The following is a 25405-nucleotide window of genomic DNA, read 5'->3' on the forward strand; positions in this document are numbered from 1 at the left end:
ATCATGATGGGGACGACGTCGGCCCGTGGGTCTATTGAGTCTACGTTAGGGCCGGGGTCGCACGGCCACCCGAGATTGATCACACCGTCCACTGGCTGGGACGTGTAGTCTCGCGCGGTGGATCCGCTACACAAGCACGTCTTCGACCGGTTGGAACGCTTCTACGACGCGGTGCCCCGCGACGCCGCCGGTGCGGAGGAGCATGGTGGGCTGGTGCTGTTCGTCCGCGATGGCGCCGGGTGGCCGTTCTACGCCCGCCCGCGCATCGACGCCACCGAGCCGCCGTCGCTCGCCGACGTGACGTCGGTCCGCGAGCGCCAGCGGAAGCTGGGTCTGCCGGAAGCCTTCGAGTGGGTGCACGAGACGACGCCCGAGCTGCTGGCGGTGGCCCGCTCGGCGGGGCTGAACGTGCTGGAGGCGCCGCTGATGGTGCTCGACCCCAGCGCGCTGCCCGACCCGGCGACGCTGTCCGACACGGCGGTGCGGGTGCTGGCGGCGGACTCCCCCGGCTTCGCCGCCGATGTCGCCGCCCGGCGTGCGGTGGCAGCGGTGTCGTTCGCCGCCGCCGGCACCGCGCGCGGTGAGGCCGGCCCGGCCGAGCGCGACGCCGCCGTCACCGAACTCGAACTGGCCGCGCTCGACGAGGAGCGCGCCCGGATCGCCGACGGCCGGCGGATCTCCGCGCTGGCCGGCACGCCGACCGAGGGCGCGCTGGCCAGCGGCATGGCGATGCGGGTGGACGACGTCGCGGAGATCGCCGGGGTGGCCACCCTGCCGTCCGCCCGGCGACGCGGGCTGGGCGCCGCGCTCACCGCCACCCTGGCCCGGGAACTGCTGACCGCCGGCACCGACCTGGTCTTCCTCTCCGCCGGCAGCGAGGAGATCGCGCGGGTCTACCTGCGGGTCGGCTTCCGCCGCATCGGCACCGCCTGCATCGCCGAACCCGCCGCCCTCATCTCCTGACCCGCCGCGCCCGCCTGCCCTGCCCGGCGACCGAGGTCAGGTCGGTGGGCGCCACTGCGCGGCGGAGGCGGCGGCGCTGGAGAGCAGCCGCGAGTTGATCGTGCCGAGGGCGGCGTCCCGGGCGCGCAGCGCCAGCCGGCCCCGGGTCTGCAGCACCGCCGACATCCGCCGGGTCTGCCGGACCACCGTCGCGGCCCGGGGACGGCGCACCCGGTCGTACGCCACGACGGCGTCGGGCAGCCGCGCCTCCCGCAGCAGCGAGGAGAGGGTGGCGGCGTCCTCGAACGCGAGGCAGGCGCCCTGTCCGAGGTGCGGCGGCATGGCGTGCGCCGCGTCGCCGAGCAGCACCACCCCACCGGGACCGACCGGAAAGCCGTACGCCCGGGGCAGCGGGCGCAGCTCGCGAACCTCCTGCTGGACCAGGTCGGCCGGGTTGGTGGCCTCGAGCAGCGCGCCGACCGGCGCCGGCCAGTCCGCGTACCAGCGGCGCAGCAGGGCGAGCTGGGTCTCCGGTGGTTCCGGGCGTGGCGCGCCGGCGGCGGTGGCCACCCAGTAGATGCCGCCACGGCTGGACCCGCCCGAGGAACCGCGCTCACCCAGCGACGCGGCCACGAACCGGTAACCCGCGCCGAGAATCTCACCGGCCAACGGCTGGTCGTCGGGGAGTCGAGGGGCCTGGTACCAGGGGATGACGGCCCGCCAGGCGGCGCACCCGGAGCTGACCACCCGGGACTCGGGTGCGAGTTGGCGGCGGATGCCGCTGTCCGTGCCGTCGGCGGCGACCACCAGATCGGCCTCGATGGTGTGCCGCCCGTCGCTGACGCCCGGTCGCTCGCCCGGCTCGACACGGACGTGGCGCACCGTCACCCCGGTCCGCAGCTCGACCCGGTCACCGAGGCCGGCGATCAACGCGTCGTGCAGGTCCTCCCGGTGCACCACCACCGGCATCCGGTCGGCCGGGATCGGCCGGGGCTGCACCAGCCAGTGCCCGTCCGGGCGACGGACGCCACCGTCGGGCAACGGGGTGGCGATGGCGGCCAGCCCGGCGCCGAGACCGAGGGCCTGCAGCGCGCGGACACCGTTGGGCCAGAGCACCACGGCGGTCGGCTCGGGGCGAACCCGTTCGGCGCGTTCCAACACTGTGACCTGCCAGCCGGAACGGGCCAGCGCGCCGGCCACCGCGAGGCCACCGACCCCTGCGCCGACCACCACCGCGCTTCGCATCGGTGCCGCCTCCGCTCAGCTGTCCCGGTCGGCGGGACGCGCGCCAGTGGCGTCGGCCCGCTCGGTGCGCTCTGCGGACGGCTCGTCCGTCGGCTCGTCGTCGCGCGACGCGACGTCGGCGGGAACCGTGTCGCCGGACGGCTCGCCGTCGTCCGGCCGGGCGTCGTCGGCGCTCGTCGGCGGTACGACGCCGGTGTCCCGCCAGGCGGCGTACTGCTCCTCGCTCACCACCCGGTACCCCTCCGGCGCGGCGGCCCGCGCGGGGGTCTCCCGCTCGGAGAGGTCGACCTGGGAGAGGTCGGAGGTGGGGGGCGGGGTCGTCGTCGCCGCGCCCAGCGGGATCAGGTAGTCCCGAGGGCCGCGCACCCGGACGAAGTAGATCAGGGCACCGAGGAAGACCAGGGCGGCGGTCCAGACGTTGAGGCGCACGCCGAGGATCTGGTTGGCCTCGTCGGTGCGCATCAGCTCGATCCAGAACCGGCCGGCGGTGTAACCCATCACGTAGAGCGCGAACGCCCGGCCCCGGCCCAGCTTGAGCCGGCGGTCGAGGATGAGCACCAGGGCCACCACGCCGAGGTTCCACAGCGCCTCGTAGAGGAAGGTGGGCTGGTAGAGGCCCGGTTCGAGGATGGGCTGCCCGGCGTCGTCACGCAGCGCGTGGCCGGGGTTGTCCGGGTCCATCCGATGGATCTCCAGACCCCACGGCAGTGTGGTCCGGGCACCGAAGAGTTCGTTGTTGAACCAGTTGCCGACCCGGCCGACCGCCTGGGCCAGCGGCAGCCCGGGGGCCAGCGCGTCGGCCACCACGCTGAACGGAATGCCGAGTTGCCGGGCGGCGATCCACGCGCCGACCGCCCCACCGGCGACAGCACCCCAGATGCCGAGACCGCCCTCCCAGATGGCGAACGCCTTCATCGGGTCCCCACCGGCGCCGAAGTACTTCTCGGGTGAGGTGATCACGTGGTAGATCCGGGCGCCGATGATGCCCGCGGGCACCGCCCAGACGGCGATGTCGAGCACCGCGCCGGGCGCGACGCCGCGTTGCCGCAGCCGACGCTCCGTCACCCAGCAGGCCAGCACGATGCCGGCGATGATGCAGAGCGCGTAGGCCCGGATCGGCACCGGCCCGAGCTGCCAGACCGCGGTGCTGGGACTGGGCAGGGCCGCCTGGGGAGAGAGCGAGGCGAGGGTCACGGGTGCACACGCTACCGCTGCACACCCCCGCAGCGGCACCCCGGGCGGCGGGAGCGCGCATCCCGATGACTTCTGGTTTGCACCGTCGTAGGCTCTTTGTCCATGAGCGCGCTCACCTGGGCGGTCGCCGCGGTCGTCACCGACGACACCGGTCGGGTGCTGCTCTGTCAGCAGGGCCGGGGCACCCGCCGCTACGCGTTGCCCGGCGGGCGGCTGCGTCCGGCCGAGGGCCCGGTGCGGGCCGCCCTCCGGGACATCCGCGCGGAGACCGGCTGGGACATCGAACTGGTCGACCTGGTCGGCGTCTACCACCTTGCCGGCCCGGCCGGGGTGGCCGCCGCCGGACGCGCCGGGCCGCTGCCGGACGTCCTCGCGCACGTGTTCCGGGCCCGCGCGGCCGGGGTCCGACCCGCCTGCGACCCACCGCCGGGCTGCCGGTTGTCCTGGCACTCCCCCGACGCGCTGCCCGCGGTGGTCACCCCACTCACCCGGGCCGCCGTCACCGACGCGACCGCCGGCCGCTCCGGGGTGCTCCGCGACGTCCCCTGGGCACCCGACACCGCCGACCCCGCGTCACTCCCGGCGGCTCGGCCCGCCGAGGAGGGCCGGCCGCCAGCCGACCAGGGCACGCAGCCGCCGCGGACCAGCCAGGACAGGCAGTCGCCCGGGACCAGCCAGGACGGGCAGCGGCCCGGCACCGGCCAGGACGGGCAGCGGCCCGGCACCGGCCAGGACGGGCAGCCGGGGGCGGGGCAGCCGCCGGAGCAACGCGGCGAGGCCGCGAACCCGTCCCTGCACCCCTGACAAGCAGCAACCGTTCCGAGCTTCGTCGCGTGCCCGCAGACACCTTCGCCGCCGCCTCATGCGAATGAGCGACAGGCAAAATGCCCCCACGCGGCGCGGACGGCCGCCGCGAGCGGCGAGGGGTCGTCGAGGGCGGGCTCAGCGGGTGGGGTTACGGACGCCCTCGGCCAGCTCGGCGCTGAGGGTACGCAGGGCGGCCAGCCCCTCCGCCTCGGTGGGCGCGTCGAGCAGGCACCGGATCAACGCGCTGCCCACGATCACCCCGTCGGCGTAACCGGCGACGGTGCCGGCCTGCGCGCCGGTGCCCACACCAAGGCCGACACCGACCGGCAGGTCGGTCACCGCGCGGGCCCGCGACACCAGCGTCGGGGCGGCGTCGGAGGTACGCGCCCGCGCACCGGTCACCCCCATCACGGCGGTCGCGTAGACGAAGCCGCGGCAGTGCCGCACCGTCATCGCCAGCCGGGCGTCAGTGGACGACGGCGAGATCAGGAACGTGCGGTCCAAACCGTGCGCGTCCGAGGCGGCCAGCCACTCGTCGGCCTCGTCGGGGATGAGGTCCGGGGTGACCAGGCCGGTGCCGCCGGCCGAGGCGAGGTCACGGGCGAAGACGTCCACGCCGTACCGCTCGACCGGGTTCCAGTAGGTCATGGTGACCACCGGGGCACCGGTCGCCGCCACCGCCTCGATGATGCGCATCGTGTCCGCGGTGCGTACGCCCCCGGCCAGCGCGATGTCACTGGCCCGCTGGATCACCGGACCGTCCATCACCGGGTCGGAGTAGGGGATCTCCACCTCGATGACGTCGACGCCGGCCTCGACCATGGCGGTCATCGCGGCGATGCTGCCCTCGACGGTCGGGAACCCGGCCGGCATGCAGCCGACCAGCAGTGCCCGTCCGTCGGCGCGGGCCTTGTCGAAGGCCACCCCGATCCGGCTCATCTCACCGCTCCTTGTCGAGGATGCCGAAGTAGTCGCCGGCGGTGTGCACGTCCTTGTCGCCCCGCCCGGACAGGTTGACCACGATGGTGGGCTCCCGGCCCAGCTCGGCGGCGAGCTTCGGGGCCAGCGCGACGGTGCCGGCGAGCGCGTGGGCGCTCTCGATCGCCGGGATGATGCCCTCGGTGCGGCAGAGGAGCTCGAAGGCGGCCATCGCCTCGTCGTCGGTGACCGGCAGGTAGCTCGCCCGGCCGGTGTCGTGCAGCCACGCGTGCTCCGGCCCGACACCGGGGTAGTCCAGGCCGGCGGAGATCGAATGCGACTCCAGGGTCTGCCCGTCGGCGTCCTGCAGCACGAAGGTGCGGGTGCCGTGCAGCACCCCGGCGGACCCGCCGGTGATGCTCGCCGCGTGCCGGCCGGTGGCCACCCCGTCGCCGCCGGCTTCGAAGCCGTACAGCCGCACCGCCTGATCACCCACGAACGCGTGGAAGATGCCGAGCGCGTTGGAGCCGCCGCCGACGCAGGCGGTGACGGCGTCCGGCAGCCCACCGGTGAGGTCCAGGCACTGCTGGCGGGCCTCGTCACCGATACCCCGGACGAAGTCGCGCACCATCGCCGGGAACGGGTGCGGGCCCGCGGCGGTGCCGATCAGGTAGTGCGTCTCGTCGACGTTGGCCACCCAGTCGCGCATCGCCTCGTTCATCGCGTCCTTGAGGGTGCGCGAACCATTGGTGACCGGAACGACCGTCGCGCCGAGCATCCGCATCCGGGCCACGTTGAGCGCCTGCCGCTCGGTGTCGACCTCGCCCATGTAGACCACGCACTCGAGGTCGAACAGGGCGGCGGCGGTCGCGGTGGCGACACCGTGCTGACCGGCACCGGTCTCCGCGATCACCCGGGTCTTGCCCATCCGCTTGGTGAGCAGCGCCTGGCCGAGCACGTTGCGCACCTTGTGCGCGCCCGTGTGGTTGAGGTCCTCGCGCTTGAGCAGCACCCGCGCGCCGACCTTCGCCGAGAACCGCCGGGCCTCGTAGAGCAGCGACGGTGTGCCGGCGTAGTCGCGCAGCAGCGCGCCGAACTCGGCCCGGAAGGACTCGTCCGCCATCGCCGTACGCCACGCCCCGTCGAGCTCGTCCAACGCGGCCACCAGGGCCTCGGGAACGAACCGGCCGCCGAAGCGGCCGAAGTGACCGGCGGAGTCGGGCTGCGGGCCGGCCACCGGGGCCAGCGCGTCGGCGCTCATCGGGAATCCTCTCGGTGGTACGTCAGGTCGGCGCGGGGTCAGCGCACCGGCCGGGGCGTTGCCGGGTGGTTGCCGGCGTTGACCAACTCGGCGACCGCCTCGCGGGGGCTCTTCTGAGTGACCAGGCCCTCGCCCACGAGGACCGCGTCGGCGCCCGCGGAGGCGTACCGGATCAGGTCGTGCGGGCCACGAACGCCGGATTCGGCGATCTTGACGACGCTGCTGGGCAGACCGGGCGCGATCCGCTCGAACACCGACCGGTCAACCTCCAGGGTACGCAGGTCACGGGCGTTGACCCCGATCACCTGCGCGCCGGCCTCCAGCGCGCGGTCGGCCTCCTCCTCGTCGTGCACCTCGACCAGAGCGGTCATGCCCAGCGACTCGATCCGCTCCAGCAGACCCATCAGGACGTTCTGCTCGAGTGCGGCGACGATCAGCAGGACCAGGTCGGCGCCGTGCGCGCGGGCCTCGTGGATCTGATAGCTGGAGACCACGAAGTCCTTGCGCAGCACCGGCACGGTGACCGCGGCACGGACCGCCGCCAGGTCGTCCAACGAACCGCCGAACCAGCGCCCCTCGGTCAGCACGCTGATCGCCCGCGCCCCACCGGCCGCGTAGTCGACGGCGAGATCGGCCGGATCGGCGATCTCGGCCAGCCGGCCCTTGGACGGCGACGAACGCTTCACCTCGGCGATCACGGCCACGCCGGGCTTACGCAGCGCCGCGTACGCGTCCATGGGCGGCGGCGCCGCCGCTGCCAGTTCACGGATCCGCTCCAGCGGAACCTGCTCCTGGCGTCGGGCGACGTCTTCACGCACGCCGGCCAGAATCTCGTCGAGCACGCTTACGGACGCTGCCTGGCCGGCCTCGTCCCCCTCCGCGTGCGCATGCTCAGCAGTCACGAACGGACTCCCCTCTCCGGGCGTCATGGGCCGATGCTAGGGGCAGCCGACCGACGCCGGACGCCGGGGGTATGGCGCTGCTCACGAAAAGGGCTGCGGCATAATGGCCGACCTGCCGTGAATGGGTTGTCACGCAGCGCCACCTCCGGTATCGACCACCGTCACGCGGTAGGGAGCCTGACGGCCGCAGTCGGACCGGGCCGATCCATCGATCATGCCACCAGTTGCCGCCCGCCGCCCGACGGCAACGATATCGATCGATGCTGTGAGCAAGCTCAAGGCCGAACGGCCGGTCCCAGGTCACGACCGAGGCGGGACAGTTGACCGGGCGGTCACCCCGGCGAAACGTCGACGGGCCAGCATCGTCCTCGGGCAGACTCGATGGCGCGCCTGCCCCACGCCACAACTCCTCGTGCGAGGTGACCATGAGCATTTCCGAACCGCACCCGACCATCGGACTGACCACCATCTCGCGGACGGTCGCGTCACTCGCCGTCGGGGTCGTGCACACCGTGGAACGGGCCGTGGTGGGCGAGGCACGGATGCGGACGGCACGGGGCAACGCCTGGGAGGCGGTCTGCGCCGACCGGGCCCGCGCCGACCAGCGCGCGGAACTCAACCGCCTGGTCGCCGAACTGACCGCCGCCCGCGCCGCGAGTCGCCGCGCCGAGTGGGAGCGCCAGCCGGTCGGCTGACAGCCGCCGACCGCCGCGCCCACCGCGTCAGTCGGCCGTCGGATCCTCGCCCCGGTCCAGCGCGTCCCACGCCTCGGTGGTCCGCCGCCCCGCCAACGGGGTCGACGACCCGGCCGGGTCACCCTGCGCCGACGCCGCCTGCGCAGTGGTCCGCGCCGGACGTTCGTACCGGGCGCCCATCGCCGGCCACTCACCGCCCCGCAACGCCGTCCACCAGCCGCCCACCGCGGCCAGCAGACCGCCCAGCAGGCAGAGCGCCGGCCACTGCCGGCTCACCGCGCCGCCCACGTCGGCCACCAGCCCGTACCCGCCGCCGGCCACCACGGCCAGGCCGAGCACGCCGAGCAGCACACCCAGTGCCCGCCGCAGGCGGCCCCGGGTGGCCAGCACCGCACCACCCCCGGCCAGGGTCACCAGCGCCAACGCCGGCAGCCAGGGCAGCAGACTCGCACCGCTGCGCGTGTCGCGCACCGGCGGCAGCGGCGCCGGACGTACCGACAACTCGACCGACCAACTCCGCGTGGCCGCCCACAGCGCCAGGCCCGCGCCGGCCAGGCAGAGCAGCACGGCGTACGTCAACGCCCGCCGGCCCACGACGGCCCGCTCCCCACTCACTGAGTCTGCCTTTCGTTCGCGACTGCGGGGCTCCGCTGCGCTGCACTCCTCGCGCTCACCGAGCGGGCCGGAGGGTCTCGGCGGCCGCGATCGCGGCCAGCACGGCCGCTGCCTTGTTCCGCGTCTCCTGATCCTCGGCGGCCGGGTCCGAGTCGGCGACCACACCCGCCCCGGCCTGCACGTAGGCGCGGCCGTCGCGGATCAGCGCGGTCCGGATGGCGATCGCCATGTCCAGGTCGCCGCCGAAGCCGAAATAGCCGACGGTGCCGCCGTAGAGACCACGACGAACCGGCTCCAACTCCTCGATGATCTCCATGGCGCGCACCTTGGGTGCCCCGGAGAGCGTGCCGGCCGGGAAGGTCGCCGCCAACGCGTCGAAGGCGCTCTGGTCGTCACGCAACGTGCCGGTGACGGTGGAGACGATGTGCATGACGTGGCTGTACCGCTCGATGGTCGCGAACTCGGGCACCTCCACGCTGCCGGGCTGGCAGACCCGCCCCAGATCGTTGCGGCCGAGGTCGACCAGCATCACGTGCTCGGCCCGTTCCTTCGGGTCCGCGAGCAGCTCGGCGGCGAGCGCCGCGTCGGCGGCGGGGGTGCCACCTCGTGGCCGGGTGCCGGCGATCGGGTGCAGCAACGCCCGGCGCCGCCCGTCCGCGCCGCCGGTGACCTTCAGGTGCGCCTCCGGAGACGAGCCGACGATGTCGAACCCGTCGAAGCGCAACAGGTACATGTACGGGCTGGGGTTGCTGGTGCGCAGCACCCGGTAGACGTCCAGCGGGTCGGCGTGGGTCGTCCGCTCGAAACGCTGGGAGAGCACGATCTGGAAGCACTCACCGGCCCGGATCGCCTCCTTGGCCGCCTCCACCGCCTTCGGGTAGCCGCCCTCCGGCGTACGGCAGAGCACCTCTCCGGCCGGCGGACGCTCGACGGTGGAGATCATCGGCGGGATGGGCCGGGACAACGCCGTGGTCATGGCGTCCAACCGGCCCACCGCGTGGTGGTAGGCGGCGGCGACCTGCGGGGCGCGGTCCGGGGCGTCCAACGGCGGCAGCACCGCGTTGGCGACCAGGATCGCCGAGCCGTCGTAGTGGTCGAGCACCACCAGGTCGGTGGCGAGCATCATGCCCACCATCGGAACGCCCAGGTCGTCCTCGGTCAGCTCGGGCAACCGCTCGAACCGCCGGATCAGGTCGTAGCCGAGGTAGCCGACCATGCCCCCGGTCAACGGCGGCAGACCGTCGGACGGGTCCCCGACCGGCCCGGCCAGCGCCGCGACCGTCTCCCGCAACATCCGCACCGGGTCACCCTCGGTGGGCAGCCCGCTCGGCGGCTGGCCGAGCCAGGTCGCCACGCCGTCGCGTTCGATCAGGGTGGCGCTGCTGCGTACCCCGATGAACGAGTACCGCGACCAGGCCATCCCGGCCGAACCGACGCCCTGCTCAGCCGATTCCAACAGGAACGTGCCCGGCCCACCGGCCAGCTTGCGGTAGACGCCGACCGGGGTCTCCGCGTCGGCCAGCAGCCGCCGGGTCACCGGCACCACCCGCCACTCGGCGGCCAACGCGGTGAAAGTGGCCAGGTCAGGGCTGAGCGAGCCGTCGGTCATGAGTGCGCCTCCGTCCCGGTGACGGGCAGCTCGGTGAAGAAGCAGGTCCGGTGGCCGGTGTGGCAGGCCGCGCCGACCTGGTCCACGCTCACCAGCAGCGCGTCCCCGTCGCAGTCCAGGGCGACCGACCGCACGTACTGGTGGTGCCCTGAGGTGGCGCCCTTGACCCAGTATTCGCGTCGGCTGCGCGACCAGTAGGTGGCCCGGCCGGTGGTCAGGGTGCGGTGCAAGGCCTCGTCGTCCATCCAGGCGACCATCAGCACCTCACCGGAGTCGTGCGCGCGCACCACGGCGGCGACCAGACCGTCGGCGGTGCGGCGCAGCTGGGCCGCGATGGCCGGGTCGAGCCGGGAGGGGCGCGCCGGCGCGGGCGCGGCCAGCTCGTTCGGGTCGCTGGGTACGCCGGTCACCGGCGGGTCAGGTACGGGCACAGTGAGCAATTCTCCCGCACGCGGCGCGGGCACCGCCGACCGCTCCCGCCAGGGCTGCGGCGAGGGCCCCGAGGGCCGGGTCTGCGGCGGGGACGAGGGCTGCGGCGCGGGCCCCGCCGGCCGGGCCAACTGGGCGACGTAGCGATCCAACCGGCCGTCGACCAGGGCGGCGGCCAGGTCCGCGCCAGCCGTGTCGGCGATCTCCTCGGCGTACGGCCGGATCAACGGCAGGGTGCCGGCGACCAACCGGACGGCGGCGGCCCAGAGCTGCCCGGTAGCGCCCGGGCGCAGCCCGAGGCAGAGCAGCATGTCCGACCGGTAGCCCGGTGGGGTCACCGGCAGTTCCAGGGCCGCCGCGAAGGCCGCCCGGCGGGAGTGGACCCGCACGGACGGGTTGGCCGGGCGGAGCACCGAGGGACAGAGCCGCGCCAGGTCGGCGACGGCGAGCCGGACCCCGAGGCGGTCGTTGGCCGCGCGGGCGGCGGCGGCCTTACCCAGCGTGGCGATCATCTCTTCCAGCCGGGGTGGCTCGGCGGGCTGGCACAGCACTGGCAGGTCGATCCGGGGCCGCCAGTGCGGGTCGGCCCAGAGCAGCCGCGCCGGCGCGGTGACCGGTAGCCCGAACGCCCAGTCGGCCGGTTCGCCGAGGCGGTGCACCCAGGACCGGACGTCACGGGCGGCCACCGAGACGTGGGTGAGCTGGCCTGCGGACTCGGCCAGGTAGGCCCGGCGGGCCGCGTACGGGGCGCCGCCGACCAGCACGTCCAGGTCGACGTCGCTGTGCGCGGTGGCGGCGCGGCGGGCGTGGCTGCCGCGCAACAGGATGCCGACGACCGGCCGCTCGGCGGCCTGCCGCAACCGCGCGGCCCAATCCTCGAGAAAACCGCTATCCGGTAACGGAGCGTGACCCACGGCGCCATCGTGCCGCACGTCCGATCGGTGCGCAATGCCCGTTGGCGGACTTCGTGTCCGGTCCGGAGCTTACTGCCCGTTCTCGCACTGGGCGCAACGGTCGGCGCCCAGTTGTCGATTCCGGGCCGTTGCGTGCGGCGCGGTATTTCATCTAGCGTTGAGTTCAACAGGTGATGAGTTTCTGTGGAGGTGTGCGATGGACGATGCGATAGCCGTCCGGGACCTGGTCGTCGACCGGGGTGGGCGGCGGGTGCTGGACGGCATCAGCTGCCGGGTGCCGCGCGGCGCGGTCACCGGGCTGCTCGGCCCCAGTGGCAGCGGCAAGACCACCTTCATGCGCGCGGTGGTCGGGGTGCAGGTGGTCGCCAGCGGGACGGTCACCGTGCTCGGCCAACCGGCGGGCACTCCCGCGCTGCGACACCGGGTGGGCTACCTGACCCAGGCGCCGAGCGTCTACGCCGACCTGACCGTCCGGGAGAACGCCCGCTACTTCGCGACCCTGTACGGGCGTGGGCGCGCCGAGGCCGATCGGGCGATCAGCGATGTCGGGCTGGCCGAGGCGGCCGGTCAGCTGGTCGGCACCCTCTCCGGCGGTCAACGCAGCCGAGCCTCGTTGGCGTGCGCCCTGGTCGGGGAGCCGGAGCTGGTCATCCTCGACGAGCCGACCGTCGGTCAGGACCCGGTGCTGCGCGCCGACCTGTGGGCCCGGTTCCACGCGATGGCCGCCGCCGGCACCACCCTGCTGGTGTCCAGCCACGTGATGGACGAGGCGGCCCGGTGCGACCGCCTGCTGCTGATCCGTCAGGGGCGGTTGATCGCCGACGACAGCCCGGCCGCGATCCGCGCCGCCGCCGGTGTGGACGACCTCGACGAGGCGTTCCTGCGGCTCATCCGGGCCGGCGAGGCCGCCTCCACCAGCACCGACGCGACCGCCGCACGGGAGACAGCATGAGCCCGCGAATCCTCGCCGCCACCACCGGCCGCATCCTTCGTCAGCTCCGGCACGACCGGCGGACCATCGCGCTGCTCGTGGTGGTGCCGGCCGTCCTGCTCACCCTGGTCTACTTCATGTACGCCGACCAGCCGACCCCGCCCGGTCAGCCGAGCACCTTCGACCGGATCGCGCTGGTGATGCTCGGCATCTTCCCCTTCGTGATCATGTTTCTGGTGACCAGCATCGCCATGCTGCGCGAACGCACCTCGGGCACGTTGGAGCGGCTGCTCACCACCCCGCTGGGCAAGCTCGACCTGCTCTTCGGGTACGGCATCGCGTTCGGGCTGGCCGCCGCCGTGCAGGCCGCCGTCGCCGCCGCCGTGGCGTACTGGATCTTCGGTCTGGAGACCGCCGGCAGCATCGGGCTGGTGATCGGGATCGCCGTGCTCGACGCGGTGCTCGGCGTCGCCCTCGGGCTGCTGTGCAGTGCCTTCGCCCGCACCGAGTTCCAGGCAGTACAGTTCCTGCCGGTCGTGGTGATCCCCCAACTGCTGCTCTGCGGGCTGTTCGTGGCCCGCGACCAGATGGCCGGCTGGCTCCAGGCGCTCAGTGACGCCTTCCCCCTGTCGTACGCCATCGAGGCTTTGCAGGAGGTCGGTGCCCACGCCGAACCGACCGGCCGGATGTGGCGGGATGTCGCGGTGGTGCTCGGCGCGGTGGTGCTGGCGCTGGTGCTCGCGGCGGCGACCCTGCGCCGACGCAGCGGCTGACCGCCGACGCCGGGGGCGGCGGCCGGCACGGCTGCTGACCCCGGCGTTGACCGGGCCGGCCCACCACGGGCCCAGGCGGACGAACGAAGGGCGGCGATGACGCGGCGAACCGGCCGGCGACCCGGCAAACCGGGCACCCGGGAGGCGATCCTCGACGCGGCGCGGGCGGCGTTCGCCGAACGGGGCTTCGACGCCGCCTCGATCCGGGCCATCGCCGGCACGGCTGAGGTCGATCCCGCCCTGGTGCACCACTACTTCGGCAGCAAGGACCAGCTCTTCCTGGCCGCGATGAACTTTCCGGTCGACCCCGGTCAGCTGGTGCCGAAAGTGCTCGCCGGTGACCGGGACGCCGTCGGCGAGCGGATGGTGCGTACGTTCCTCGGCGTCTGGGACTCCCCGGCCGGCAGCGCCGCGCAGGCACTGCTGCGCTCCGCGGTGAGCAACGAGTGGACGGCTCGACTGCTGCGGGAGTTCGTCACCACCCAGGTGCTGCGCCGGGTACTCGAAAACCTCGACGTCGATCCGGCCGAGCTGCCGCTGCGGGGCTCCCTGGTGGCCAGCCAGATGATCGGCCTGGCCATGATGCGGCACGTGGTACGCCTTGAGCCGGTCGCCTCGGCCGACCCGGAAACCCTGGCGGTCATGGTCGGCCCCACGATCCAGCGTTACCTCACCGGCCCCCTGCCCACCTAGCCCCCTCGACCCCAACCCCCTCCCGCGATCTTGCACTTTCTGCGCCGACATAAGGGATGCAAATCGCATATCGGCAACCGAAAGTGCAAGATCGGCGCGGCAGAGGGCCGGGGCCTGGGGGGTTAGTGGGGTGGGTGGGTGGCGGCAGTGAGTCGCAGTGGGGGGAGCAGACGGGGGAGGTCGGCCGGGTCGGCCAGCGGGTTCGGGAAGGTCAGCCGGACCCGACGTCGGGCACCGGGTCGACCGAGGGCGACCAGCAGCCCGTAGCGGTCGATGCGCACCACCCGGGGAGGTCCGTCCGGGGTCTGCCCGGTCAACCCGAGCTGCTGGCACAGGTACTCGGTCACCTGGGCGCCGTGGCACTCGGCGAGGTCGGCGAGCAGACGGGCCTCGACCGGGTGCACCGGGTCCGGCTCGGCCTCGGCGTACGCCACCGGGTCGATCCGGTGCACGACGCCGGCCCGCTCCCAACGGACCTCGACCACCTCGAAGCGGAACAACCGGAACCGGGTGCCCAGGTCGAGCAGGTCCCCGGTCGGCTCGACCGCGGCGAAGTCGACAGCGCCCTGGCGGGCCTCGTCGCCGCGCAGCTCGGCCGCCCAGCCGGACACCCAGGCCCGCCCCAGGCCGGGCGCACCGGCGGCGGGCGGCAGGTCGAGCACGTCGAGCACCACCGCGACGTCACCGCTGCCGGGCGCCGGTTGCAGGGCGGCGGCCAGGTGACTGGCCACCGGCACCAGCAACAGCACCCGCCCGTCCGAGTCGGTGACGTGCCGGGCGTGGTGCGGGCCCGGCCGGTGGGCCAGGTGCACCAGACCGGGCAGGCGGCCGGCGACGAGGGTACGGACGATCTCGGCGGAGTTGGGCCGCATGGGCGCGACCTCCTTAGAAGGTTAGGCTTACCTAACCCGGAGCCTAGAGCACCCGACCGTCGGCGTCCACCACACCGCAGCACCTCACCGGGTCTGCTCCAACCAGGAGGCGTAGAGCAGCCCGTACACCGAGTCGGCGTCGCGGACCAGCTCGTCGTGCGGGCCGCGCTGCACCACCCGACCCCGGTCCACCACGATCACCTCGTCGGCGGCCTGCGCCGTGGAGAGCCGGTGCGCGATCGCGAGGGTGGTCCGGCCCCGGGTGACCGCGTCCAGCGTGCGCTGCAACCGCACCTCCGTCGCCGGGTCCACCGCGCTGGTCGCCTCGTCGAGCACGAGCAGATCCGGGTCAGCCACGTACGCGCGGGCCAACGCGACAAGCTGACGCTCGCCGACGCTGAGCGCCTCGCCGCGCTCCCCGACGGGAGTGTCCAGGCCCGCCGGCAGACCCTCCAGCCAGTCCGACAGACCCAGCTCGGTGAAAGCGGTGCTCAGCTGCTCGTCGGTCAACTCCGGCCGAGCGAAACGGACGTTGTCCCCCACTGTCGCGTCGAACAGGAACCCGTCCTGCGGCACCATCACCACGCGCGAGCGCAGCGAATCGAACCGGACATCCGTCAACGGCACCCCGGACAGCAGCACCGCCCCGGCCGACGGGTCCATCAGCCGGGTCAGCAGCTTGGCGAACGTGGTCTTGCCGCTGCCGGTCTCACCGACCACCGCCACCCGACTCTTCGCCGCGATCTCCAGCTCGATGTCGTGCAACACCGGCGGCCCACCCGGATAGGCGAACCGCACCCCGGTGAACCGGATGTCCAGCGGCCCGCCCGGCAACTCCCGCCCCTGCTCCCCCGGGTCGGCCACGTCCGGGGCGACGTCCAGCACGTCCAACACCCGACGCCAGCCGGCAATCGCGTTCTGCGCCTCGTTGAGCACCTCGGTGGCGATCTGCACCGGCTGGATGAAGAGCGTCACCAGGAAGAGGAACGCGGTCAGCTGGCCGATCGACAGCGTGCCGTCCACCCCCAACACCACACCCAGCACCACCACGCCGGCCAGCGCCAGCCCCGCCGCCAACTCCCCGACCGAGCTGCCCACGATGCTGATCCGGATCGCCCGCTGCTGCGCCAGCCGCTGCTTGTCGATCGCCTCGTCCAGCCGCCGCTCCGTACGCCCGGCGATCCCGTACGCCCGGATCACCGGCGCGCCCACCACGCTCTCGCCGATCGCGCCGAGCAGCGTCCCGGTGCGCTGGCGCACCGTCGCGTACGCCGAGCCGAGGCGACGTTGCAACTGCCGGATGACGAACACCGCCGGCAGGAACGCGGCCAGCACCACCAGTGTCAACTGCCAGGAGTACGCCAGCATGACGGCGGTGGTGACCACCAGCTGACCCAGGTTGACCAGCAGGATCACCCCGCCCCACTGGAGGAACTGGGTGATCTGGTCGACGTCGCTGGTCACCCGCGAGACCAGCGAACCCCGCCGCTCCGACTGCTGGTGCAACATCGACAGGTCGTGCACGTGCCGGAACGCCCGCGTCCGGACATTGGCCAGCGCCGTCTCGCTGACCGTGAACAGCCGGCGCATCATCAGGTAGCCGCAGATCGTGGTGATCGTCAGGATCGCCGCGGTGATCGCCACCACCGTCCAGACCACGGTCAGATTCAGACCGCCGACGAGGCCCCGGTCGATGCCCTGCTGCACCGCCACCGGCACGGCGACCCGACCGACCATGTAGACCAACGCCAGGCCCAACGTGCCGGCCAGCCCGATCCGTAGCTCCGGCGAGAGCGCCAGGCCCCGACGCAGGGTCTGCCAGGTCGTCTCCTCCCGCTGCCCGCGCTCCTCGACACTCACCGGGTCACGCCTTTCGTTCGCGACTGCGGGGCTCCGCTTCGCTGCACTCCTCGCGCTCACCGGGCCCGCCTTCCGTTCGCGACTGCGGGGCTCCGCTTCGCTGCACTCCTCGCGCTCACCGGTCCACCTCGATTTCCAGGCCCGACGGCAGCGGCGCCACGTCGTCGCCGTACGAACTCTCCTGCGCGCGCTCGACCTCGGCCTGCTCGTAGGCGGTGACCAGGTCGACGTACCCGGGCACGGTGGCCAACAACTCGCTGTGGGTGCCCCGGGCGACCACCCGTCCCTGCTCCACGTAGATGACCTCGTCGGCGAGCGCGATGGTGGCCCGCCGGTACGCCACCACCAGGATCGACGCGGCCGGAACGCCCGCCGCCGCGGTCGACGACCGCAGCCCCGCCAGGATGGCCGCCTCCACTCGAGGATCGACAGCGCTCGTCGCGTCGTCGAGCACCAACAGGCGCGGTCGGCCGGCCAGCGCGCGGGCCAGGGTGAGCCGTTGGCGCTGACCGCCGGAGAGCGAGGTGCCCCGCTCGCCGACCATGGTGTCCAGACCGTCGGGCAGCGCGGCGACGAACCCGTCCGCCTCGGCCAGCCGCAGCGCCGCCCACACCACCTCGTCGTCGACGCCGGGCCGGTCGAGGGCGATGTTGGCGCGGACCGTGTCGTCGAAGATGAACGGCACCTGGGCGACCAGGGCCACCGTGCCGGCCAGCGAGGCGGAGGTCAGCTCGCGCACGTCCACGCCGTCCAGGCTCACCGTGCCGGAGTCCGGGTCGACGAGCCGCACCGCCAGCGAGGCGATGGTGGACTTGCCGGCGCCGGTGGGCCCGACCAGGGCCACCGTCCGACCGGACGGCACCGTGAAGCCGACCTCGCCGAGGACCTGCGCGCCGGGCGGGTGTGCTTCGGCGGGCGGGTAGGAGTAGTGCACGTCGTGGAAGGTGAGGGTGGCCGGCGCGGTCTCGTTCGGGTCGAGCACCCGCTGCCCGTACGGCATCTCGCCGGTGGCGTCGAGCACCCGGCGGACCCGGTCCCAGCCGGCGACGCTGCGCGGCAGCTCGGCCAGCACCCAACCGATGGCCCGCACCGGAAACGCCAGCACGGTGAAGAGGAAGGCCACGCTGACCAGCTCGGTCACGCTGATCGCGCCCTGGCGCAGCCGGAACGCCCCGACCACCAGCACGGCGAGGGTGCCGAGGCTGGGCAGGGTCTCCAACAGCGGGTCGAAGATGCCGCGCAGCCGACCGACCGCGATCAACGAATCGCGCAGCTCACCGGCTCGGCCCGCGAACCGGGCGGTCTCCTGGGCCTCGCGACCCATCGTCTTGACCACCAGGGCCCCGTCGAAGCTCTCGTGGGCGATGCCGCTGACCTCGGCGCGCAGCCGCTGCGCCCGGGCCTGCCGGGGTGCCATCCGGCGGGAGTAGATGACGTTGAGCGCGAACAGCGCGGGGAAGACCGCGAGGCCGACCAGGGCGAGCGCCCAGTCGGTGGCGAAGAGCGACACGATCGCGCCGACCAGCATCACCAACGTGCCGACGGCGAACGGCAGTGGCGCGATCGGGTACCAGGCCGCCTCCACGTCGGAGTTGGCGTTGGACAGCAGGGTGCCGGTGGAGTTGCGGTGGTGCCAGGACAGCGGCAGCTCCAGGTACCGACGGGTGACCCGGCGGCGGTAGGAGGCCTGGAGGCGGTACTGCATGTAGCCGGCGCCGAGCCGGCGGCCGAAGATGCCCGCGACCCGCAGCACGCTGATCCCGAACAACGCGGTCGCGGCCAGCGCCAGGGTGCCGGCGCCCACCTCGCCGCGTTCGATGGCCGGAAGCGCCACCTCACCGACGACCGACCCGACGACCCGGGCGCTGACGATGATCATCCCGCCGAAGAGCACGCTGCCGACGACCGCCACCGAGAAGATCCGCGGCTGCTCACGGATCGCCTGTCGCAGAACCCCCAGCCCTCGACTGAGAACGTCCCGACTTGTCTTGCTCGCCACGCTCTCCCCCGCCGTAAGCCGTAATTATCTCCCTCATCCTTACCGGTCAGGGCCAGCACCGCCGACCCTGACTGGATATGTCGACCGTCACGTACCGGACGGCGGCGTCCGAGGGCGGCGACCGGCGTCCGTCGGCGCGCGCCGACGGGCCACCGGGCCTACGATCGGGCCATGCCGCGGTACGCCCGAGCCGAGCGCGAGGCGCTGGCCGATCTTCTGCTGGCCCTCGGGCCGGACGCCCCGACGATCAACGAGGGCTGGGCGACCCGTGACCTCGCCGCTCATCTGGTGCTGCGGGAGCGCCGTCCGGACGCGGCGGGTGGGATCCTGCTGCCGCCGCTGCGCGGATACGCCGAGCGGGTCCGGCAGCGCCTCGCCGCACAGGGGTACCCCGAACTGGTGGCGCAGGTACGGCGCCCGCCGCTGTGGAGCCCGGTCAGCAATCCGCTGACCGACGAACTGGCCAACACGATGGAGTTCTTCATCCACCACGAGGACGTCCGACGGGCCGGCTCCGGGTGGCAGCCGCGCGATCTGCCCACCGGTTTGCAGAGCGCGCTCTGGAAACGCGTGGCCCCGATGGCCCGGCTGGCCCTGCGCCGTTTTCCGGCGGACCTCCTCGTGCAGGCGCCCGGCCACGGTGAGATCTCCGTCGGTCGCGGCGGTGAGCCGCTGCGCCTGGTGGGCTCCCCGGGGGAGTTGGTGCTGTTCCTGTCCGGCCGGCAACGGGTGGCCCGGGTCCAACTGAACGGCTCGACGGAGGTGGCGGGACGACTGCGCGACGCCAGCCTGGGAATGTGACCGTCTGTACGGAAACGGTCACTGAATAGCTGTCGGATTCCCCACACCCAGCGAAGCACGCTGATACGCCCTCCCGTACGCTTCACCGCGCCGCGCCGCGCCGGGCGGCACGGAGTGGGGGCACACTGTGCGGGACTTCGCGATTTCGGCGCTGCGGGAACCGCCGTTCCCCACGGGGCGCCATGGTGCCACGGACCAAGTGGCGAGTGAGAGCATCGAGTGGGCACGCACGTTCGGGCTGGTCGATTCCGGCCAACGTGTGTACCGGCTGGAACGGGCCGACGCCGCCGGCCTGGCCGGCCGCGCCTGCCCGGACGGCTCGGTGGAGGGGCTTCGGCTGCTCACCGACCTGATCAGCTGGCTCTTCGTGATGGATGACGCCTGCGACGAGGACGGCCTCGGCGCCGACCCGGCGCGGTTGGGACCGGCGATCAGCACCCTGCTCGACGTGCTCGACCGGTGCGGTGACCCGGACGTGGCACCGCCCGCCGTCGGGCCCCTGGGTGACGCGCTGCACGACCTCTGCCGCCGGACCCGGCTGCACGATCACGCCGGGCTGCTCCTGCGGTTCGTCAGCCAGATGCGGGAGTATCTGTTGGCGCTGCTCTGGGAGGCGGGCAACCGGGAACGTCGGCGCGTGCCCGAGATGGCGGAGTACGTCCAACTGCGCCGGCACATCGGCGGTGTGCACCCCTGCCTCACCCTGACCGACCTGGCGTCGAGGCGACCCTCCGGGCCGACCCAACGCGCCGACCCGGGCCTGGCCACCCTCGACCTACTGGCGGTGGACCTGGTCTGCTGGTGCAACGACCTCTTCTCGTACGGCAAGGAGAGTCAGGCCGACCCGGACGCGCACAACCTTGTCACGGTGATCGCCCAGGACAGCGAGGCGGACGAGGCGACCGCGCTGCGGAGCGCGGCGCACCGGTTCAACCAGGGTTTGGCGACGTACCTGGACGCGGAGGAGGCGCTCCGCGCCACCGGCGACGACCGGCTGCGCGACGCGTTGGTGGTCCGGCGCAACTGGGTCCGGGCCACCTACGACTGGTCAGTGGTGGCTGCCCGGTACGCCTGATCGACCGTACCGGTTGGTGGGATGGGACGGCCGGACGATCACCAGGGCTAGCCGATGCATGGCGACAGGCAATACTCTTCGGTAACCATCATGACGTGACGACCGTCACGCCACCACCCCCGAAGGCGGCTACAGCGATGGCTCTCGATGTACCGTACCGCTCCATCCCGGACATGTTTCTCAAGCGCGTGGCGGCCACCCCCGACCGAAACGCGTTCGCATCCCCGAACCCCGACGACTCGGGGCCCGTCTGGCTGACCTGGGCGCAGGTCGGTCAGCGCGCCAAGGCGGTCGCCGCCGGCCTGCACGGCCTGGGCGTCGGCCAGGAGGACCCGGTCGCGATCCTCGCCAACACCCGGCTGGAGTGGGTGATCGCCGACCTCGGCATCATGTGCGCCGGCGGCGCGACCACCACCGTCTACCCGACCACCGAGCCGACCGACGCGACGTACATCATCGCCGACTCCGGTTCCAAGGTGCTGTTCGCGGAGAACCCGGCCCAGGCGGCGAAGATCGCCGGGGCGACCCTGCCCGCGCTCACCCACGTGGTGCTCCTCGACGGTGCCGCCGACCCGACCGCGGCGATCGCGCAGCTGACGCTCGCCGAACTGGAGGAGCGCGGCGCCCAGGCGCTGGCCGCCGAACCGGATCTGATCGACATGCTGGTGGCCGGCATCGGCCCGGACCACCTGGCCACCCTGATCTACACCTCCGGCACCACCGGGCAGCCCAAGGGCGTCGAGCTGCTGCACGGCGGCTGGTGCTGGGAGGCGGTGGCGCAGGCGGACGTGGGGTTGTTACGCGACGACGACCTGCAGTACCTGTGGCTGCCGCTGGCTCACTCGTTCGGCAAGACCCTGCTCTGCGGCGCCATCCACGTCGGCCTGCCCACCTACGTCGACGGCCGGGTGGACAAGCTGGTCGACCTGCTCTCGGTCATCCGTCCGACGCTGATGTGCGGCGCTCCCCGGGTGTTCGAGAAGGTCTACAACAAGGCGGTGACCACCGCGCAGGGTGCCGGCGGCGCGAAGGCGAAGATCTTCGGCTGGGCGGTCGGCATCGGCAAGGAGAAGGTCACCCTTGAGCAGGCCGGCAAGCCGGTGCCGGCCGGGCTGAAGCTGCGCTACGGGTTGGCCGAGAAGCTGGTGTTCAGCAAGCTCCAGGCCCGCCTGGGCGGCCGGATGCGGGTGCTGGTGTCCGGCGCCGCGCCCCTCAGCCCGGAGATCGCCACCTTCTTCGCCGCCGCGAACCTGCCGATCTCCGAGGGCTACGGCCTGACCGAGACCAGCGCGGGCAACTTCGTCAACCCCCCGGCCGGGCTGCGGATCGGCACCGTGGGCCGGGCGATGGGCGACCTCGAATGCAAGATCGACACCGACGGGGAGATCCTGGTCCGTGGTCGGCCGGTGATGCGCGGCTACCACAACCTGCCGGAGGAGACCGCCGCCGCGTTCACCGAGGACGGCTTCTTCCGCACCGGTGACATCGGCACCCTCGACGAACAGGGTTACCTGCGCATCACCGACCGTAAGAAGGACCTGGTCAAGACCTCGGGCGGCAAGTACATCGCGCCGTCGCACATCGAGGGGATGTTCAAGGCCATCTGCCCGTACACCTCGCAGGCGGTCGTCGTCGGTCAGGCCCGCAACTTCTGCACGATGCTGGTCACCCTGGACCCGGACGCGATCCGCGGCTGGGCCGCCGGCGGCCCCCTCGAAGGGCGCAGCTACTCCGAGATCGTCGCCTCGGCGGAGGCCCAGACGATGGTCGAGGAGTACGTCGCCCAGCTCAACGCCAAGCTCAACCGCTGGGAGACGATCAAGAAGGTGGCAATCCTGCCGCGCGATTTGACGATCGAGGACGGCGAGATCACCCCGTCCTTGAAGATCAAGCGGCGTGGTGTGGAGAGCAACTTCGCCGCCGAGATCGACAAGATGTACGCCGGCACCCTCGCCGAACTCTGACGCCGTCGAGGGCCCCGTGCCCGGCTCCCGGCCGGCACGGGGCCCTCACAGGTGGTGGCCCCGCCACCTCGTCTGGTCCTCCTCCACGGCGAGCTGCTCCGCCAGCGCCACCTCGCGGACCCCGCGTCGGCGCTGGGCGTCGACGATCGTCTGCGCCCCCACTGCCAGCCAGGCGGCCACGGCCAGCATGGTCAACGCGGACAGCTCGGGCAACGACCCGGCCACCGGCACCAGCACGAGCAGCAGCAGGATTCCGCCGATCGTGGGCCAGCGGGGGGCGGCGAGCATTTTCCGGCCGAGCACGATGAGCGCGAGCAGATAGAGCGCGACCCCGCCGTAGAGCGCGAGCAGGTCGAAGCCCGGCAGCGGAACCCCCCAGTTCGGCGTGCTGACGTCGGCTTCGTCGTTGATCAGCCCCTTGAGTCCGAGCGCGAACAGGATGACGCCGGCGATGACCGGCAGGTGCAGGTAGGTGTAGGCGTCGCGGGCCAGAGCGGCGCGGGCGACGGGGTCGCGGGTCCGGTGCAGGGTCTGTTCCATGCCGAGCGCCAGGGTGTCGAAGTAGGCCCACCACAGCGCTGCGGCCACCGCGATGCCGAGCACTGCGGCGATCAGCGCCGGCCAGGTCAGCGGCAGGCCGGCGCTGCCGCCGGGAGCGAACCCGAGCGCGATGATGGCCTCGCCGAGGGCGATCAGGACGATCTGGCTGTGCCGCTCCGCCCAGTGCCCGGCGGAGAGCACCGTCCACCCGGTGCCGCGCAGCGCCAGCCCGGCCCCGTACTCGACGGCCAGGGCGGCGAGCCACAGCGCCAGCCGGAACACCCCCTCGGCGGTGCCGTCGAAGAGCCGCTGCGGCACCAGGGCGGCCACGACGATGAGCGACGTGGCGAGCACCACCGGCAGGGCGAGCATCCGCCAGCGTCGACGCACGCCCCGGTCCCGACGGCCCAGCCACAGGAAGATGGACGTCTCGCCGACCCGGACCAGGAAATAGCCGGCCGCGAAGACCAGCGGGCCGGGCAGCCCACCGGGGCGGTCGGTGAACGCCTTCGGCAGGCTCAGCGCCAGCACGAAGGCGGCGGCCATGGTGGCGAAGCCGACCAGCGGGACGATGCCCTGGTCGGTACGGACCAGGTTGCCCAACACGGCGAATCCCGTCCAGCACCACCAGAGCAGCGCCAGCACCACCAGGCACCGGATCAGCCCGGCAACCGTCGGATTGCCGGCGGTGACGGTGGTGACGTTCAGAAAGGCGAAGACGAAGATCAGGTCGTAGAAGAGTTCGAGGCGGGTCGCCCGGGAGCCAGGCGCGCTCCGCTGGACCCCACGCACTCCCGCGCCCTCGACCACCAGGAGAGTGTGGCAGCCGGACCAGGTCGGATGACATATTCCCGGCATAACGGTGCCGGCGGATGCCCCTGGTGTGTTCGGTGCCGGCTCAGGCGATGACGGCCGGCTCGCGCCACCGCTGACGGGCGGCACGGTCCAGGTCGTAGCGGATCGCCGCGATCCGCCCGACGGCCTCCACGAGGTCCGCTGCGGGCAGGGTGAACGGCAGCCGCAGGAAGCGCTCCAGGGTGCCGTCCAGGCCGAACCGGGGGCCGGGCGCGAGTCGTACGCCGACCTCCTCCGCGGCCCGGGCCAGCGCGCTGGAGACCGGGCCGTCCAACTCGGCCCACAGCGTCACGCCACCGCGTGGCACGGTGACCCGCCACTCGGGCAGTTGGTGCGCCAGCGCGCCGAGCAGGGCATCACGCTGCACGGCCAACTGGACGCGGCGGTCGGCGACGATGGCCTCGGCGTCGGCGAGCAGGTGCACCGCGACCAGTTGGTCCAGCACCGGGCTGGCCATGTCGACTCCGACCCGCACGGCGGCCAGTCGCTGCACCTGCGGCGCGGACGCCCGCACCCAGCCGATCCGCAGGCCACCCCAGTAGGGCTTGCTCATCCCCCCGATGCTGATCACCCGACTGTGCCGGTCGTAGGTGGCGACCGGGGGTGGCGGCTCGGTGCCGTCCATCGACAGGTCCACGAACGACTCGTCGATGACCAGGTCGGTGCCGACCGCGTGCGCGGCGGCGACCACGCGCTCGCGCAGCGCGGCGGGCATCAGGTGCCCGGTCGGGTTCTGGAACTCCGGAATCAGGTACGCCAGCTTCGGCCGGGTCTGCCGCAGACTGCCCAGCAGCAGGTCGGGCTCCCAGCCGGCGTCGGCGGCCAGACCGTGGGTGGTGATCCGGGCCCGCCGGCCGGCCAGCGCGGCGAGGGCGTTGGGGTAGGTCGGGGACTCGACCAGCACGGTGCCGCCCGGGGCGAGGGCGAGCCGCAGCACCAGGTCCAGTGCGTGCTGGGTGCCGCTGGTGACCATGATCTGGTCGGCCGAGGTGGGCAGACCCCGGGCGCTGTACGCGTCGGCCACGGCCTCACGCAGCTCGATGATGCCGGTCGGGTGGTAGCCGGCCCCGCTCAGGTAGCGGGGCAGGTCCTCGGCGGCGGCCCGGGCGGCCGACAGCAGCTGCGGCGGGGCGGCCAGCGCCGCGACGCCGAGGTCGAGCATCTCCCGGTCGTCCAGCGGGGTCCACAGCCCGGTGCTGGCCACCCGGTGGTTGCCGGGCAGCATCGTCCAGCTGCCAGCGCCTCGGCGGCTGGCCAGGTGCCCGCTCTCGCGTAGCTGCCGGTAGGCAGCGGTGACGGTGGTCCGGCTGATCCGCAGCGCCTCGGCCAGTTCCCGTTCGGCCGGGAGGCGGACGCCCAGCGGCAGACGGCCGTCGGCGAGCAGCCCGCGCACGGAGCCGGCCAGCGCGGCGTAGTCGGGGCTGCGTCGCCGACCCGGGAGCGCATGCCACTGCCCGAGCAGACGGGCCAATTGGACACCGCGTACCTGCCCGGTCATGGCCACTCCTCGG

Annotated in this window: 22 protein-coding genes and 1 pseudogene; 9 read left to right on the forward strand and 14 right to left on the reverse strand. The window is 73.1% G+C overall.

The features are described from left to right. Positions 1-117 precede the first annotated feature (117 nt). On the forward strand, positions 118-963 hold the full coding sequence (locus tag IF22_RS0120570) for a GNAT family N-acetyltransferase (protein WP_030334416.1): 846 nt from the start codon (positions 118-120) through the stop codon (positions 961-963). 36 nt (positions 964-999) lie between these two features. Here IF22_RS0120570 and IF22_RS0120575 read toward each other — a convergent pair whose 3' ends face one another. Beyond that, on the reverse strand, positions 1000-2187 hold the full coding sequence (locus IF22_RS0120575; protein WP_030334418.1) for an FAD-dependent oxidoreductase: 1188 nt from the start codon (positions 2185-2187) through the stop codon (positions 1000-1002). A gap of 15 nt (positions 2188-2202) precedes the next feature. Next, positions 2203-3381, reverse strand: a complete 1179-nt coding sequence (lgt, locus tag IF22_RS0120580; RefSeq protein ID WP_036411961.1) for a prolipoprotein diacylglyceryl transferase — start codon at positions 3379-3381, stop codon at positions 2203-2205. A gap of 102 nt (positions 3382-3483) precedes the next feature. On the opposite strand from lgt, the gene IF22_RS33885 reads away from it, so the two are divergent. Further along, the gene (locus tag IF22_RS33885) at positions 3484-4185 is read left to right on the forward strand and encodes an NUDIX hydrolase (RefSeq protein ID WP_051708663.1); all 702 of its coding nucleotides are present in this window, start codon (positions 3484-3486) and stop codon (positions 4183-4185) included. 138 nt (positions 4186-4323) lie between these two features. Here the strand turns inward: IF22_RS33885 and trpA are convergent, their stop codons facing one another. Genes trpA through trpC form a run of 3 tightly spaced genes read right to left on the reverse strand, consistent with a single transcriptional unit; the run spans position 4324 to position 7209 of the window. Continuing rightward, positions 4324-5127: a tryptophan synthase subunit alpha gene (gene trpA / locus IF22_RS0120590; protein ID WP_030334424.1), complete on the reverse strand. Its 804-nt coding sequence runs from the start codon at positions 5125-5127 to the stop codon at positions 4324-4326. A 1-nt stretch (position 5128) separates the two neighbouring features. Next, a complete protein-coding gene (gene trpB / locus IF22_RS0120595; RefSeq protein WP_030334426.1) occupies positions 5129-6367 on the reverse strand; it encodes a tryptophan synthase subunit beta in 1239 nt (412 codons plus the stop codon). Between the two features lie 38 nt (positions 6368-6405). Then, on the reverse strand, positions 6406-7209 hold the full coding sequence (trpC, locus tag IF22_RS0120600) for an indole-3-glycerol phosphate synthase TrpC (RefSeq protein ID WP_030334428.1): 804 nt from the start codon (positions 7207-7209) through the stop codon (positions 6406-6408). 485 nt (positions 7210-7694) lie between these two features. Between trpC and IF22_RS0120605 the strand changes: the two genes are divergently transcribed. Continuing rightward, a complete protein-coding gene (locus tag IF22_RS0120605) occupies positions 7695-7964 on the forward strand; it encodes a hypothetical protein (RefSeq protein WP_030334430.1) in 270 nt (89 codons plus the stop codon). A 27-nt stretch (positions 7965-7991) separates the two neighbouring features. Here IF22_RS0120605 and IF22_RS0120610 read toward each other — a convergent pair whose 3' ends face one another. The 4 genes and pseudogenes from IF22_RS0120610 to IF22_RS35995 all read right to left on the reverse strand — a co-directional run. Further along, positions 7992-8579, reverse strand: coding sequence for a Trp biosynthesis-associated membrane protein (locus tag IF22_RS0120610; protein ID WP_030334432.1), 588 nt, complete (start codon positions 8577-8579; stop codon positions 7992-7994). A 55-nt stretch (positions 8580-8634) separates the two neighbouring features. Next, positions 8635-10188: an anthranilate synthase component I gene (locus IF22_RS0120615; protein WP_030334434.1), complete on the reverse strand. Its 1554-nt coding sequence runs from the start codon at positions 10186-10188 to the stop codon at positions 8635-8637. Further along, positions 10185-10619: a phosphoribosyl-AMP cyclohydrolase gene (gene hisI, locus IF22_RS35990; RefSeq protein WP_030334436.1), complete on the reverse strand. Its 435-nt coding sequence runs from the start codon at positions 10617-10619 to the stop codon at positions 10185-10187. The genes IF22_RS0120615 and hisI overlap by 4 nt, the downstream gene beginning before the upstream one ends. Positions 10620-10850: 231 nt before the next feature. Beyond that, positions 10851-11129 (reverse strand): annotated as a pseudogene (locus IF22_RS35995) (phosphoribosyl-AMP cyclohydrolase); the annotation flags it as partial. Positions 11130-11727: 598 nt separating this feature from the next. Between IF22_RS35995 and IF22_RS0120625 the strand changes: the two are divergent. The 3 genes from IF22_RS0120625 to IF22_RS0120635 all read left to right on the forward strand — a co-directional run bounded on the left by IF22_RS0120625 (position 11728) and on the right by IF22_RS0120635 (position 13928). Then, on the forward strand, positions 11728-12483 hold the full coding sequence (locus IF22_RS0120625) for an ABC transporter ATP-binding protein (protein ID WP_030334438.1): 756 nt from the start codon (positions 11728-11730) through the stop codon (positions 12481-12483). Beyond that, on the forward strand, positions 12480-13235 hold the full coding sequence (locus IF22_RS0120630) for an ABC transporter permease (protein WP_030334440.1): 756 nt from the start codon (positions 12480-12482) through the stop codon (positions 13233-13235). The genes IF22_RS0120625 and IF22_RS0120630 overlap by 4 nt, the downstream gene beginning before the upstream one ends. 96 nt (positions 13236-13331) lie before the next feature. Continuing rightward, positions 13332-13928, forward strand: coding sequence for a TetR/AcrR family transcriptional regulator (locus tag IF22_RS0120635; protein WP_030334442.1), 597 nt, complete (start codon positions 13332-13334; stop codon positions 13926-13928). A 122-nt stretch (positions 13929-14050) separates the two neighbouring features. On the opposite strand, the gene IF22_RS0120640 is transcribed toward IF22_RS0120635, so the two are convergent. The 3 genes from IF22_RS0120640 to IF22_RS0120650 form a co-directional block, all read right to left on the reverse strand. Continuing rightward, on the reverse strand, positions 14051-14800 hold the full coding sequence (locus IF22_RS0120640) for a DUF2470 domain-containing protein (RefSeq protein ID WP_030334444.1): 750 nt from the start codon (positions 14798-14800) through the stop codon (positions 14051-14053). 84 nt (positions 14801-14884) lie between these two features. Next, positions 14885-16660, reverse strand: a complete 1776-nt coding sequence (locus tag IF22_RS0120645; RefSeq protein WP_030334446.1) for an ABC transporter ATP-binding protein — start codon at positions 16658-16660, stop codon at positions 14885-14887. Positions 16661-16775: 115 nt separating this feature from the next. After that, positions 16776-18659 (reverse strand): ABC transporter ATP-binding protein, encoded by a 1884-nt coding sequence (locus tag IF22_RS0120650; RefSeq protein ID WP_030334448.1) that lies wholly within the window; start codon positions 18657-18659, stop codon positions 16776-16778. Positions 18660-18830: 171 nt separating this feature from the next. Between IF22_RS0120650 and IF22_RS0120655 the strand changes: the two genes are divergently transcribed. The 3 genes from IF22_RS0120655 (at position 18831) to IF22_RS0120665 (ending at position 22499) form a co-directional block, all read left to right on the forward strand. Then, positions 18831-19460, forward strand: a complete 630-nt coding sequence (locus IF22_RS0120655) for a TIGR03085 family metal-binding protein (RefSeq protein WP_030334450.1) — start codon at positions 18831-18833, stop codon at positions 19458-19460. A gap of 199 nt (positions 19461-19659) precedes the next feature. Beyond that, a complete protein-coding gene (locus tag IF22_RS0120660; protein ID WP_245233685.1) occupies positions 19660-20535 on the forward strand; it encodes a terpene synthase family protein in 876 nt (291 codons plus the stop codon). A gap of 137 nt (positions 20536-20672) precedes the next feature. Beyond that, positions 20673-22499 carry an AMP-dependent synthetase/ligase gene (locus IF22_RS0120665; protein WP_030334453.1) on the forward strand — a complete coding sequence of 609 codons (1827 nt, stop codon included), beginning with the start codon at positions 20673-20675 and terminating at the stop codon, positions 22497-22499. Positions 22500-22544: 45 nt separating this feature from the next. Here the strand turns inward: IF22_RS0120665 and IF22_RS0120670 are convergent, their stop codons facing one another. Both IF22_RS0120670 and yczR read right to left on the reverse strand, forming a co-directional pair. Then, a complete protein-coding gene (locus IF22_RS0120670) occupies positions 22545-23981 on the reverse strand; it encodes a low temperature requirement protein A (protein ID WP_425339852.1) in 1437 nt (478 codons plus the stop codon). Then, entirely contained in the window at positions 23938-25392 is a 1455-nt protein-coding gene (gene yczR, locus IF22_RS0120675) for a MocR-like transcription factor YczR (protein ID WP_030334455.1), read from the reverse strand. The genes IF22_RS0120670 and yczR overlap by 44 nt, the downstream gene beginning before the upstream one ends. Between the last annotated feature and the right edge of the window lie 13 nt (positions 25393-25405).

Origin of the sequence: Micromonospora parva, assembly GCF_000718515.1 — a bacterium.
Taxonomy (GTDB): Bacteria; Actinomycetota; Actinomycetes; order Mycobacteriales; family Micromonosporaceae; genus Micromonospora; species Micromonospora parva.